Here is a 12,732-nt window from a genome sequence, read left to right on the forward strand (position 1 = left end):
GCTGACGGCGCGCCTCACAAGTCGCTCAGGCCACCTTGCGCACGAAAACCGTGCCTGCGGAATAGCCTGCGCCGAAGCTGCAGATGAGGCCCGTGTCGCCTGCGGCAAGGTCGTCGCTGTGCAGGTGGAAGGCGATGATCGAGCCCGCGCTGGAGGTATTTCCGTAGGTGTCGAGCACGGTCGGGCTCTCGTCCTCGTTCGCCTCGTGGCCCAGCACCTTGTGCGCGATCAGGCGGTTCATGCCCGTGTTCGCCTGGTGCAGCCACATCCGGCGAAGCGCCTTGGGATCGATGTCGAGCCGCTCCGCTTCTTCGCAGATCATCTGCGCGACCATGGGCACGACTTCCTTGAAGACCTTGCGCCCTTCCTGAACGAACAGCTTGTCCGGCCCGCCCGCGTCTTCCGGATAGGCACGGTTGAGGAAGCCGAAATTGTTGCGGATGTTGTTCGAGAACACCGTCTTCAGCTTGGTGCCGAGGATATCCCAGTGCTGTGCCGGGGCGATGGCGGCATCTTCCACCAGCACGGCGGTCGCCACGTCGCCGAAGATGAAGTGGCTGTCACGGTCGCGCCAGTTGAGGTGGCCGCTGGTGATTTCGGGGCTGACGACCAGCACGCTCTTCGCATTGCCCGCGCGGATGTAATCGGCGGCAGTCTGGATGCCGAAAGTCGCGGACGAGCAGGCGACATTCATGTCGAAGCCGAAGCCGTCGATGCCCAGCTCCTTCTGGATCTCGATCGCCATCGCCGGATAGGGCCGTTCCATGTTGGACGCGGCGCACAGGACCGCATCGACATCCGCAGGGTCGCGGCCCGCGCGCTCCAGCGCCTGCCGGGCGGCCTTGATGCCGATCTCGGCCAGGATCGAGACCTCCTCGTTCGAACGCTGAGGCCAGCGCGGCGCCATGATGTCGGGATCGAGCACCGGCGCTTTCGCCATGACGTGACGGGCCTTGATGCCGCTCGCCTTCTCGATGAATTCGACCGAGCTTTCCGCCAGCGGCTCCATCTCGCCCGCCGCGATCGCATCGGCGTTGGCGGCATTGTGGCGGCGCACATACTCGTTGAAGCTGGCGACCAGCTCTTCGTTGGTGATGCTTTCTTCGGGCGTGAACAGGCCGGTCGAGGAAATGACGGGCCGGCCGGTCATCTGGGGATGCTGTGTCATGCGGGCGTGACTAGGCGCGAGGCCGACCGCCTGCAAGAGAGTTGCTGTTCGAAATGCATGAGGGAAGCCGGTGGTGGACAGGGCTGGATTCGAACCAGCGTACGCTTGCGCGGGCAGATTTACAGTCTGCTGCCTTTAACCACTCGGCCACCTGTCCACACGGGCTCGCCTGCTATCTCGGATAGAGATAAAACGTGCGGAACCGCTTGGGGTCCCGCGCCGAGAGGCGCCCCTTTGGCGAAGCGGCGCTTGCCTGTCAATGGCCTCGCTGGCAGGAGCGGCCCCGAAGACGAATTACAGGATGGATTTGATGGCAAAGGGCGAACGCAAACGCGCATTGAGGGGCCGTGCAGGCCGCATGAAGGGCGGGCGCGGCAGCGGCCGGGCCAGCGCGGGCGCCGTGCGCCTGTGGGGGCGCCACGCGGTCGAGGCCGCGCTCAAGAACCCCGACCGCGTGCACCGCAAGCTGTGGGCGACGCGCGAAGGCATCGAATCGCTCGACGGCGAACTGCCGGCCGATTTCCCGGTCGAATATGCCGACGTGGCCGACCTTGCCCGCCTCGTGGCCAAGGACGCCCCGCACCAAGGGCTGGTGCTCGAATGCATGGCGCTGGAAGACCGCTTCCTCGACGAGGTGCTCGACGGCGATCCCTCGCGCCCCATCGTGGTGCTCGACCAGGTAACCGACCCGCACAATGTCGGCGCGATCATGCGCTCGGCCGTAGCTTTCGGTGCGGCGGCGCTGGTGACGCAGGACCGCCATGCCCCGCCCGAAGGCGGCGTGATCGGCAAGACCGCATCCGGCGCGCTGGAGACGCTTCCGTGGATCCGCGTGGTCAACCTCGCCCGCGCGCTGGAGGAGATGGCGGAGGCCGGCTACTGGCGCATCGGCCTTACCGGTCACACCGATACGACGCTGGCCGAAGCCCTGCCCGCTGGCCCGGTCGCCATCGTGCTCGGTGCGGAGGGCGACGGGATGCGGCACAATATCCAGACGCATTGCGACGCGCTCGCCAAGCTGCCGATCTCGTCCGAGATCGAGAGCCTTAACGTTTCCAACGCCGCTGCCGTGGCACTCTATGCGGTAGCTACCCGAAGCTGATTCTCGAAACGGGGGGAATATGACGAAACCGATCCGCACCGCGGCCCTTGCCGCTGCCAGTTCGCTTGCCCTGACGGGCTGCCTGCTTTCGCCGGGCACCTTCACCAGCGAACTCCACATGATGAAGGACGGCAGCTTCGCCTATTCCTATGACGGCGAAATCCAGATGCTGGCGCTCAGCAAGCTGGCCGAGATGGGCGCTAAGGCCGACGATACCTTCAAGGCGGAGTGCATCGACGAGGAAACCTACGAGGAACGCGAATGCTCGCTGGCGGAAGTCAGCGAACAGCGGGCCGAATGGCAGGCCGGGGCGAGCGAACGGCGCGCCGAGGCGGAACGCAAGGCCGAACAGACCAAGCAGATGCTGGGCGGTTTCGACCCGTCCGATCCCGAAGCGGCCAACAAGCTGGCCGACACGCTGGAACGCCAGCGCGGCTGGGAGAAGGTCGACTACATGGGCGACGGCATCTTCGACGTCGATTTCCGCGTGTCGGGCCGGATGACCCACGACTTTGCCTTCCCCATGGTCGAAAAGATGCCGATGGCGAACATGTTCGTCACCATGATGCTGCGCGATGGCGGGCAGGTCCGCGTGGACGCGCCCGGCTTCGCCGCGCAAGGTGGCGGCAATCCGATGCAGGGCATGATGGCCGGCATGATGGGGCTGGCGTCGCTCGGGCTGGAAGAAGGCGAGGCGGAGGGTGCCAAGATGCCGCGCATCGTGCTGCCGAAGGGGACCTTCACCATCGTCACCGATGGTCGCATCCTGGCCAACAACACCGACGAGGGTCCGGTCGCCAATGCGCGCGGTCAGGCGCTGGTCTGGGAAATCGACCAGCAGACCGAACAGGCACCGACTGCGCTGATCGCATTCGACTGAGGCGCGTTCCGGCCAAGGAAAAGCCCCGCAGCCCTTCGAGGCTGCGGGGCTTTCTTGTTCCCGCCACAGAGGCGGAAAAACCGTCTTAGTTGACGGCGTCCTTGAGACCCTTGCCGGCCTTGAACTTCGGCTGGTTCGACGCCTTGATCGTCATCGGCTCGCCGGTGCGGGGGTTGCGACCGGTGGATGCCTTGCGCTTGGCGACCGAGAACGTGCCGAAGCCGACCAGGCGGACTTCGTCGCCGTTCGAAAGCGACTTGGTGATTGCGTCGAACACGCCTTCGACGGCGCTCGAGGCGTCGCTCTTCGAAAGGCCGCTCGAATCCGCAACCGCGCTGATCAGGTCGTTCTTGTTCATGTTAGTGGAAACCCCCTCATTGGTGTTTTGAAATAATGCCGGTGACTCGGGGCCACCGAAGGGCTGGGAATTGAGAGACTTTTCCCCCCGCTGTCAAAGGCAAATTCGGCTAAAAAGTGCGGTTTTTGGCCTGCGAATTCGATTTCTGCGACGAACCGTTGCGAGCGTCTGTCCCACAACGGGAAAGGCGCCCGGACACGGGTCCGGACGCCTCTCCGAGTCGCTGCAGTGCAACTTATCCTTTGTTAGTGAGCCGTCGGCGAAGGCGATCCGCCCGCTGCGGGATGGCCCGGCTGGCTGGCGATATCGTCGGCTTCGGTCCATTCGATCGGGGCCGGCAGCGCGGTCAGCGCGTGCTTAAGCACCTCGTCGACATGGCTCACGGCGACGATATCGAGGCCTTCCTTCACATTGGCCGGAATCTCCGCAAGATCCTTCACGTTCTCTTCCGGAATGAGGACCTTCTTGATCCCGCCACGCAGCGCCGCGAGCAGCTTTTCCTTCAGCCCGCCAATCGCCAGCACGCGGCCGCGCAGCGTGACTTCGCCGGTCATCGCCACGTCCGCCCGCACCGGAACGCCCGACAGGGTCGAGACGATCGAGGTGACCATGCCCACGCCCGCGCTCGGACCATCCTTGGGCACCGCGCCTTCTGGCAGGTGGATGTGGATGTTCTTGCGCTGGAAGATGCTGGGCTTGATGCCGTAGGCAGGCGCCCGCGCCTTCACGAAGCTGAAGGCAGCCGCGACACTTTCGTTCATGACCTCGCCCAGCTTGCCGGTGGTCTTGATCTCTCCCTTGCCCGGCGTGGTGACGCTTTCGATGGTCAGCAGTTCGCCGCCCACTTCCGTCCAGGCAAGACCGGTGACGGCGCCGACCTGCGGCTCGTCCTCGCTCATGCCGTGCTTGAACTTGCGCACGCCTGCGAAGTCGCTGAGGTTTTCCGGCGTGATCGTGATGCTGGTCGCCTTGCCTTCGAGGATCTGTCGCAGGCTCTTGCGAGCGAGGCGCGCAAGTTCTCGCTCGAGCGTGCGGACACCGGCTTCGCGGGTGTAATAGCGGATCAGGTCGCGCAGCGCGTCTTGGGTCAGCTCGAACTCGCCCTTCTTGAGGCCATGATCCTTCACCTGCTTGGGTAGCAGGTGGCGGGTCGCGATTTCGACCTTCTCGTCTTCCGTGTAGCCTTCGAGCCGAATGATCTCCATGCGGTCGAGCAGCGGCTGCGGCAGGTTGAGACTGTTCGCGGTCGTCACGAACATGATGTCCGACAGGTCGAGATCGAGTTCGAGGTAGTGGTCCTGGAACTTGTTGTTCTGTTCGGGATCGAGCACCTCGAGCAGCGCCGATGCCGGATCGCCGCGGAAGTCCTGTCCCAGCTTGTCGATCTCGTCGAGCAGGAACAGCGGGTTCGACTTGCCAGCCTTCTTGAGGTTGGTAACGATCTTGCCCGGCAGCGAGCCGATGTAGGTGCGGCGGTGGCCGCGGATTTCCGCCTCGTCGCGCACGCCGCCCAGCGACTGGCGCACGAATTCGCGGCCCGTCGCCTTGGCGATCGACTTGCCGAGGCTGGTCTTGCCGACACCGGGCGGGCCGACGAGGCACAGGATCGGCCCCTTCAGCTTGCGCGTGCGCGCCTGCACCGCGAGATATTCGATGATGCGGTCCTTGACCTTTTCAAGGCCATAGTGGTCGGCATCGAGGATTTCCTGCGCCTTGCCGATGTCCTTCTTGACCTTGCTCTTCTTGCCCCAGGGCAGGCCGAGCAGCACGTCGAGATAGTTGCGGATGACGGTCGCTTCCGCGCTCATCGGCTGCATGGTGCGCAGTTTCTTGAGCTCGCTCTCGGCCTTTTCGCGCCCTTCCTTCGACAGCTTGGTCTTGGCGATCTTCTCGGTCAGTTCGGCAATCTCGTTGCCGCCGTCCTCGTCGTCGCCGCCCAGCTCGTTCTGGATCGCCTTGAGCTGTTCGTTGAGGTAATATTCGCGCTGCGTCTTCTCCATTTGCCGCTTCACGCGGCCACGGATGCGGCGCTCCACCTGCAGCACCGATAGTTCGCCTTCCATGAAGGACATGACCATTTCGAGCCGCTTCAGCGGATCGGGTTCGACTAGCAGCGACTGCTTGTCGGACACCTTGGCATTGATGGCAGCGGCGATCGTGTCGGCCAACTCGCCGGCATCGTCGATTTCGCGCAGCTGTTCGGCCGCGTCGTCGCCGACCTTCTTGTTGAGCTTGGCATATTCGGCGAACTGGTCGACGACCTGCCGCATCATGGCAGTCACTTCGCTGCCCGAAGCGGTGGGCTCATCGATTATCGCGACATCGGCGATCACGTAGTCGCCTTCTTCGCGCAGGGTTTCGAGCTTTGCACGCTCCTGCCCTTCGACCAGCACGCGCACCGTGCCATCGGGAAGCTTCAGCAGCTGGAGGACCTGCGCCACGACGCCGAGGTCGTAAAGGTCGCTGCCTTCAGGGTCGTCGCAACCCGGGTCGAGCTGCGAGAGGAGGAAGATGTCCTTCGATCCTTCCATCGCCGCTTCGAGCGCCGCGACCGACTTGTCGCGGCCCACAAAGAGCGGGACGACCATGCCGGGAAAGACGACGATGTCGCGCAAGGGAAGAAGGGGGAAACTCTGGGTCATATTCATGCGTCCGTTTGCGGTCCGATCGGTTCAGCAGGACCGTGCTTAGGGCTGAATATGGGTGCGCCCCCCGCGCTTCGCAACGCGGGGGGCGCAACATCTTGGGGATTGGCGGGCAGCGGGGCCCGCAGGCCGGTGCCGGCGCGATTACATTCCGGGCAGGTTGAAGCCCGGGGGCAGGCCCATGCCGCTCTGGATGGCCTGCATTTCCTCGGCCGATTTGCGGTCGGCCTTGTCGCGCGCATCGTTGAAGGCTGCCGTGACGAGGTCTTCGACGATCTGCTTTTCTTCCGGCTTCATCAGGCTTTCGTCGATCTGGACGCCGATGATCCGGCCGCGCGCGGTGGCGCGAACCTTTACCAGACCGCCACCGGCAGTGCCTTCGACTTCGATATTGTCGAGCTTGGCCTGTGCTTCGCCCATCTGGGTCTGGATCGTCTCCGCCGCCTTCTGGGCGGCGGCGATCATTTCTTCCATCGATTTCATGCGTTTCTGCTCCAGGGTATTTCGCGCCGCATCGGGGGGAGTTCGGCGCCGTCTTCAATCAGTTCGGCATCGGGAAATGCCGCGAAAGTGGCCTTTACCAGCGGGTGTTCGCGCAGTTTCGCCTTGGCTTCTTCGCGCGCCGCCTTGTCGCGTTCGACCAGCGAGGGCTGCGCCTTGGTGGGATCGCCCGCTTCGAGCAGCCAGCGTTCGCCGCTGACGGCATAGAGCGCGTCCTTGAGCACCGGCTCGATCGCATCGCTGAAATTGTCGGGGCGGTCGTAAACCAGCTTGCCTTGCTCGACCGAAATCGGCCGGATTTGCAGCCGCATGATGCTGGCGGCCTGCAGGTGCCCGGCATGGTCGACCTTCTCGACCAGTTCTTCCCAGTCGAGCGCTGCGGTCGGGCCCGGTGCGCCCGCTCCGCCTTCCGACGGTGCGGCGGGTGCCGGACCGCGCTTTGCCAGTTCGTCCAGCTTCTTCGCCAGCTTGCCCGGGTCGGGCAGGTTGGAAGCGTGCAGTACGCGCAGCAGAGCCATGCGCGCCGAAACCAGCGGATCGGGCGCCTGCCGGACCTCGTCATGGCCCTTGAGCAGCAATTGCCACAGACGGTGGACCTGGCCGACCTCGAGCCGCTGGGCCCAGTCCTGCAACTGCTCGCGCTCTTCGACGGTTGGCGCATCCGCTTCGCCCGCGACCTGCGCCAGCGCGATGCGGTGGGTGATGTCCATGAGCGAGCGCATCAAAGCAAGCGGTTCGACGCCCAGCGCATACTGGTCGTCCACCGCAGTCAGCGCGGCCTTGGCATCGCCCTTGAGAAGGTGCGCGAACAGCTTGCGCTGCGCCCCGCGGTCCGCGAGGCCGAGCATGTCGCGCACGCGTTCCGCAGTGACGCGGCCGCCGGTATCCATGTCGGCGTGGGCGATAGCCTGGTCGAGGATGGACAGCCCGTCGCGCACCGAACCTTCGGCGGCATTGGCGATGATGTGCAGCGCCTCGCCATCGGCCTCGACGCCTTCCTTGCGGCAGATTTCCGCGAAATGCGCCTCGAGCAGTTCCACCGGGATACGGCGCAGGTCGAAACGCTGCGTGCGGCTGAGGACGGTGACCGGCAGTTTGTCCACCTCGGTCGTCGCGAAGAGGAACTTCACATGCGCAGGCGGTTCCTCAAGAGTCTTGAGCAGGGCGTTGAACGCATTGCGCGACAGCATGTGGACTTCGTCGATGATGTAGATCTTGTAGCGCGCCGAAACGGCGGCATAGCGCACCGCCTCGATGATCTCGCGCACGTCGTCGACACCCGTGTGCGAGGCGGCGTCCATCTCGATCACGTCGATGTGGCGGCCTTCCGCGATGGCGCGGCACGGTTCGCATTCGCCGCAGGGGCTGATCGTCGGGCCGCCCTGCCCGTCCGGCCCGATGCAGTTCAGCGCCTTGGCAATGAGGCGCGCGGTCGAGGTCTTTCCGACCCCGCGCACGCCCGTCATCAGGAAGGCGTGGGCCAGCCGGTCGCGCGCGATCGCATTGGCCAGCGTGCGGACCATCGCATCCTGGCCGATGAGTTCGGCAAAGGTCTGCGGACGGTACTTGCGCGCCAGCACGCGGTAGGGCCGCGAGGAGGCAGGCGCTTCAGCCGCTTTTGGCGCTTCCTCCGCTGCTTCGGGTTCCGCCGCAGGCTCGGGTGTTGGAGCAGGTGCAGGCGGCGGTTCGGCAGGCGCGCCGAACATCGATTCCTGCCCTGCCGCCTCTAGCTCGGCAGCGCTCGGCGCGGCCTCTTCGGCCTCGCTTTCCCAAGGGAGCGAGTCGGTATTCTCCGGTGAATCACCCATGCATGACTAGGTAGGCACTGGCGCGCCAAATGTCACACCGTGAGCAATGCGAATTGTGGGTGAAAAAGGAGCCGGCCGACCCGCCGCAATCCACCTGGGCTGCTTCCTTCCGGACCTGACCCGGTGAGCGAACGCAAACGTCCGACCGACTCCCGGAGGCGCATATGGCGACGAGGACGCCCCGATGCAAGCCAAGATACGGCTAGCTAGTCGATGTCGATACCCAGCCGCTCCGCCTCGGCGATCATCGCTGCGTTGATGCGGCGGTGGCGGTTGTAGCTCGCCTTGGTCGCCGCGATCCCGCTCTTGAGCATGGTCCGGTAGCCGGTGCATGCGCGGGCACCGTCATTTTCCTCCAGCCCCTTGAAGCTGTTTTCCAGGCTACCGATCATGCCCATCAGGTCTGCCTCGAAGTCGAGTTCGACGACGTCGTCGGCTTCGCGGGTCAATTCGAAGAAATCTTCATCCGAAATCCTGCCCGAGGCGAGCAACATCCAGCCGAGCCAGGTTCCCAGCCGCTGTTCGTATTGCTCCTGCACATCATAGGGCATGGCGCCCGAGATCAGCGTTTCCGCGTAGGGACCCGCGACTTCGGTGGAGCCTGCAGCCGCGAACCTTGCGACGACTTCCGGATCGGCGCAGTCGAACCGGGCAAGGTATTCGGTTTCGCTGGCAGGCGGGCCAGGATCGACCGGTCGCGGCGAGCCGGGTTCGAGTTCGCCCCCCACTTCGCGCTGGTAGAGGTCAAGCATGTCCGCTTCCCCGCAGTCGACCGAATATTTGTCGAACGTGTCGAAGCGGAAGATGAGCGTTCGCTCGCTCCCGTCGACAATTTCGGCCTTTTCGAAGGCCAGGGCGGACCATCCCGGGCCGGCACCGAACATGGTATCCTCGCGCTGCTCCCAGCCGTTCGCGGCGAGCGTCTCGGCAAGGGCCACGCGCCAGTCTTCCATGTGGTCGCCGTATTCGAGTTCGCTTTCCCAGCTCAGTCCGGCAAGCCGCCGCGACCACGGCGTGTAGACGCCCGAGCCGGAGGTGAAAGGCGCCCGCGCTTCGCCCGGAGATTCGAACAAGGCTAGCGCAGAGGCCGCCTGCTCTTCTTCGGTCTTGCCGAGCGCAAATTCATTGGCAGCAGGCGCGGGACAAAGGCTTTCGATCCAAGCCGCCGAAACCTGCGGAGCCGATTGTGCGAGCGCAGGTGCCGGCACCAATGCAGTCACGCCCAAGGCGAAGGTGCCTGCGATGCGGGCCGCCCTACCGGCCCGACGAAATCGTGATGTCATGCAGTGTCGATCCATCGGCCAGCACGATGCCGGCCCCGGTGCGATCATCTGCCAAAGAAGCTCAAACCCGCCAAGCGGTTTCGCGCGCCGCTGACCTTAACGGAAATTGTCGGCGTAGGCCTGCAGCTTGAGGCTTTTGGGCGGCGTTGCGTGAACGCGTGCGACGATGCCGTATTTCTCGGCATAGGCCTTGGCCGCATCCTTCGTCGGGAAGGTCAGCTGCACCTGCACCTGCGTGTCGCCGCTGCCGGTCCAGCCCATCAGGGGGTCGGCCTTGCGCGCTTCGGACTGCTCGAATTCGAGCACCCACTCGTCGGTCCGGGCCTTGCCGGACTGCATCGCGTTTTTCGGTCGCTGGTAGATTCGTGCCGCCATAATGGCCGCTCCCCTAATTCAGCCCTCGCTTTTTGAAAAGGCGTTCTTGGTCTTCAAACTCGGCTTTTCGGTCCACGGTTCCTCCGGCCAGCGGTGCTTGGGATAGCGGCCCTTCATGTCCTTGCGCACGTCCGCCCAGCTGCCGCGCCAGAAGCCCGGCAGGTCGCGCGTGGCCTGGATGGGGCGGCCTGCGGGACTGGTGAGCTTGAGCAGCAGCGGCGTATCGCCGACCGTCGGATGCCGCTCGAGGCCGAACAGCGCCTGCACGCGGACCTCGGTGCAAGGTGCATCGTCGCCCGTGTAGTCGATCGCGTGGGTAGTGCCGGCGGGCGAGGTCAATTCGCGCGGTGCTTCCCTGTCGAGGCGCTGGCGCTCGTCCCAGTCGAGCAGACCGAGCAAGGCTTCGACCAGCCTGCCCTTGGGAATGTCGAGGTCGCGACGCCCGGCCAGCAACGGTGCGAGCCAGAGATCGGCCTGTCCGGCCAGTGAAGCCGGGTCCAAGGCCTTGATCCCGGCATAGCGGGCGCGCGCCGCCAGTTCGCGCGGGACCAGCTTTCCCACGTCTTCCAACGCCTTTTCCACAAGGCTATCCACAATCGCCGCCTCGTCGGGCGCAGGATCGGGGCCGGTGGCAAGCGTTATCGCGCCAAGCCTGCGTTCGAGCCGCGCCTCTATCCGGTTGCCGTTCCAGCGGGTGATCGACTTGCGCTCGATCCGCTCGGGCAGCCAGCGTTCAAGCTCCTTCTCGTCGAGCGCGATGGCAGCAGTGATCCGCGCGCCCTTGGCCTGCCCTTGCGCATCGCCGATGACGAGGAAATCCGCCCGGGCGAGCGAGGATGCCGGGTCGAGGGCGAAACCGCGTCCTCCCGCCGCGATCCAGCTTTCGCCGGACCCGTCGCGGCGCTTGGCGATGAATTCGGGCCTGCCGGCCGCCAGCAGGATGGCGAGCGGGACATCCTCGCGCCGCTGCTTGCCGATGAGTTCGCGGGCACGCTCCGCCCAGCGCGCAGCGAGCTTGCGGCTCGCATCCGCGCGGCCGGACCGGTCGGCGTTCCAGCGCGAAAGCCGCGCTTCGAGGTCTTCGCCGCGTCCGCCCAGCCCGCGTTCCTGCAACAGCAGGGCGAGCCGCGCCGCCTCGCCCTCGCAACCGTGCTTCGCCCCGAACAGAAGCATCGCTGCAGAGGCCGGATCGAGCGGGAGGGCGGCCATCTGCTGCCCACGCGCCGTGATCTTCCCGTCACCGTCCAAAGCGCCAAGTGCCTGCAACGTCGCCCTCGCCGCGGCGACAGAGGGCGCGGGGGGCAAGTCGAGCCACGGCAGCGATGCAGGATCGCTCGACCCCCATTTCGCCAGCGTCAGCACCAGCGGGGCGAGGTCCGACGTCGCCATTTCCGGTGGGTCGAATGCGGGGCGGCCCGCATGGCCACCCTCTTCCCACAGGCGATAGGCGACACCCGCCCCTTGCCGGGCCGCGCGGCCTGCGCGCTGGGCCGCGGCGGCCTGGCTCGCGCGGTGGGTCGCCAGATGCGTGGTCCCCGCAGCCCGGTCGAATTCCGCGCGGCGTGAGAGGCCTGCATCGACCACGACCGATACCCCGTCGAGCGTCAGCGATGTCTCCGCAATCGCGGTGGCAAGCACGATGCGTCGGCGCCCGTCGGGATCGCGGCGGATCGCGGCGCGCTGTTCGGCGGGCTTGACCTGCCCGTGCAGCGGCAGGACGAGTGCGGTCGGAAGCCGGACTTCCAGCCGTTCCCGCGTGCGTTCGATTTCCCCAACGCCGGGCAGGAAGGCGAGGATATCCCCCTTCTCCTCCCGCCAGGCCTGCGAGATGGCTGCCGCCATGGCGTCTTCGACCCGTTCCTGCGGTGAGGAACCAAGCCAGACGGTCCGCAGCGGATAGGCCCGCCCCTCGCTTTCGACCACCGGCGTGCCTTCACCGACCAGCGAAGCGAACCGCGCACCGTCGATCGTTGCCGACATGACCAGCACGCGCAAATCCTCGCGCAGCACGGCGCGGCTTTCCAGCGCGAGGGCAAGACCGAGATCGCTGTCGAGGTGCCGCTCGTGCGCCTCGTCGAACAGCACGGCCGAAACGCCGGACAGTTCGGGATCGTCGAGGATCATGTTGACGAAGATCGCCTCCGTCACGACCAGCACGCGGGTCGCGGCGCTGCGCTTGCTGTCGAGGCGCGTCAGGTAGCCGATTGTCTGGCCCGCCTTTTCGCCCAGCAATTCGGCCATGCGCTCGGCCGCTGCACGCGCGGCAACGCGGCGGGGCGAGGTCAGGATGACGGTTCCACCGCACCAGTCCTCGCTCAGCAGGGCCGGCGCCACGGCAGTCGTCTTGCCCGCCCCAGGGGGAGCGACGAGCACGGCGCCGGTGCCGCTGCGCAGGGCCGCCAGCAGGTCCTGCAGGACAGCATGGATGGGAAGTTCGTCGGCCACGAAGCGGCTCTTTGCACAGCGGCGGGATTTGTGCAGCCCTCCCTGCCCGCTTTTTCTCGCATCGGATTGGAATCCCACGCGAACCTCCGCGCGTTTGCAGAAAGGGCAAAAATGCTGGTATTTCCCCCGCTCCTTGCTCTTTCATTCGGGTGGAGGGGGTGAGGTGG

General features: G+C 65.6%; 10 protein-coding genes, 1 tRNA gene and 1 other RNA gene. 2 read left to right on the forward strand and 10 right to left on the reverse strand.

Features of this window, described 5'->3' with window-relative positions:
• Window positions 1-25 precede the first annotated feature (25 nt).
• Together LCL94_RS01985 and LCL94_RS01990 are read right to left on the reverse strand one after the other, a co-directional pair.
• Window positions 26-1,168: a beta-ketoacyl-ACP synthase III gene (locus tag LCL94_RS01985; protein WP_224830759.1), complete on the reverse strand. Its 1,143-nt coding sequence runs from the start codon at window positions 1,166-1,168 to the stop codon at window positions 26-28.
• Between the two features lie 71 nt (window positions 1,169-1,239).
• Window positions 1,240-1,325, reverse strand: a tRNA-Tyr gene (locus LCL94_RS01990).
• Window positions 1,326-1,478: 153 nt separating this feature from the next.
• Between LCL94_RS01990 and rlmB the strand changes: the two genes are divergently transcribed.
• Both rlmB and LCL94_RS02000 read left to right on the forward strand, forming a co-directional pair.
• A complete protein-coding gene (gene rlmB, locus LCL94_RS01995; protein ID WP_224830760.1) occupies window positions 1,479-2,270 on the forward strand; it encodes a 23S rRNA (guanosine(2251)-2'-O)-methyltransferase RlmB in 792 nt (263 codons plus the stop codon).
• A gap of 19 nt (window positions 2,271-2,289) precedes the next feature.
• Window positions 2,290-3,150 carry a hypothetical protein gene (locus LCL94_RS02000; RefSeq protein WP_224830761.1) on the forward strand — a complete coding sequence of 287 codons (861 nt, stop codon included), beginning with the start codon at window positions 2,290-2,292 and terminating at the stop codon, window positions 3,148-3,150.
• 85 nt (window positions 3,151-3,235) lie between these two features.
• On the opposite strand, the gene LCL94_RS02005 is transcribed toward LCL94_RS02000, so the two are convergent.
• From LCL94_RS02005 to hrpB, 8 genes are all read right to left on the reverse strand, one after another.
• On the reverse strand, window positions 3,236-3,508 hold the full coding sequence (locus tag LCL94_RS02005; RefSeq protein WP_061922727.1) for an HU family DNA-binding protein: 273 nt from the start codon (window positions 3,506-3,508) through the stop codon (window positions 3,236-3,238).
• Window positions 3,509-3,753: 245 nt separating this feature from the next.
• Complete coding sequence (gene lon / locus LCL94_RS02010; RefSeq protein WP_224830762.1) at window positions 3,754-6,150, reverse strand: endopeptidase La; 2,397 nt, start codon at window positions 6,148-6,150, stop codon at window positions 3,754-3,756.
• A 147-nt stretch (window positions 6,151-6,297) separates the two neighbouring features.
• Window positions 6,298-6,636, reverse strand: coding sequence for a YbaB/EbfC family nucleoid-associated protein (locus LCL94_RS02015; RefSeq protein ID WP_160607502.1), 339 nt, complete (start codon window positions 6,634-6,636; stop codon window positions 6,298-6,300).
• The gene (locus LCL94_RS02020) at window positions 6,633-8,462 is read right to left on the reverse strand and encodes a DNA polymerase III subunit gamma/tau (protein WP_224830763.1); all 1,830 of its coding nucleotides are present in this window, start codon (window positions 8,460-8,462) and stop codon (window positions 6,633-6,635) included. The genes LCL94_RS02015 and LCL94_RS02020 overlap by 4 nt, the downstream gene beginning before the upstream one ends.
• Window positions 8,463-8,523: 61 nt before the next feature.
• Window positions 8,524-8,618: signal recognition particle sRNA small type (ffs, locus tag LCL94_RS02025), an RNA gene on the reverse strand.
• Window positions 8,619-8,668: 50 nt separating this feature from the next.
• Window positions 8,669-9,745 carry a hypothetical protein gene (locus LCL94_RS02030; protein WP_224830764.1) on the reverse strand — a complete coding sequence of 359 codons (1,077 nt, stop codon included), beginning with the start codon at window positions 9,743-9,745 and terminating at the stop codon, window positions 8,669-8,671.
• 96 nt (window positions 9,746-9,841) lie between these two features.
• Entirely contained in the window at window positions 9,842-10,120 is a 279-nt protein-coding gene (locus tag LCL94_RS02035) for an ETC complex I subunit (RefSeq protein ID WP_224830765.1), read from the reverse strand.
• An 18-nt stretch (window positions 10,121-10,138) separates the two neighbouring features.
• On the reverse strand, window positions 10,139-12,565 hold the full coding sequence (gene hrpB, locus LCL94_RS02040) for an ATP-dependent helicase HrpB (RefSeq protein ID WP_224830766.1): 2,427 nt from the start codon (window positions 12,563-12,565) through the stop codon (window positions 10,139-10,141).
• Window positions 12,566-12,732: the final 167 nt, after the last annotated feature.

This window comes from Qipengyuania gaetbuli (assembly GCF_020171365.1).
Classification (GTDB): domain Bacteria; phylum Pseudomonadota; class Alphaproteobacteria; order Sphingomonadales; family Sphingomonadaceae; genus Qipengyuania; species Qipengyuania gaetbuli_B.

Coding starts and splice junctions, on each gene's coding strand:
- LCL94_RS01985 (WP_224830759.1), bottom strand. CDS start 1,168: ATGACACAGCATCCCCAGATGACCGGCCGGCCCGTCATTTCCTCGACC.
- LCL94_RS02000 (WP_224830761.1), top strand. CDS start 2,290: ATGACGAAACCGATCCGCACCGCGGCCCTTGCCGCTGCCAGTTCGCTT.
- LCL94_RS02035 (WP_224830765.1), bottom strand. CDS start 10,120: ATGGCGGCACGAATCTACCAGCGACCGAAAAACGCGATGCAGTCCGGC.
- LCL94_RS02015 (WP_160607502.1), bottom strand. CDS start 6,636: ATGAAATCGATGGAAGAAATGATCGCCGCCGCCCAGAAGGCGGCGGAG.
- LCL94_RS02030 (WP_224830764.1), bottom strand. CDS start 9,745: ATGACATCACGATTTCGTCGGGCCGGTAGGGCGGCCCGCATCGCAGGC.
- lon (WP_224830762.1), bottom strand. CDS start 6,150: ATGACCCAGAGTTTCCCCCTTCTTCCCTTGCGCGACATCGTCGTCTTT.
- LCL94_RS02005 (WP_061922727.1), bottom strand. CDS start 3,508: ATGAACAAGAACGACCTGATCAGCGCGGTTGCGGATTCGAGCGGCCTT.
- LCL94_RS02020 (WP_224830763.1), bottom strand. CDS start 8,462: ATGGGTGATTCACCGGAGAATACCGACTCGCTCCCTTGGGAAAGCGAG.
- rlmB (WP_224830760.1), top strand. CDS start 1,479: ATGGCAAAGGGCGAACGCAAACGCGCATTGAGGGGCCGTGCAGGCCGC.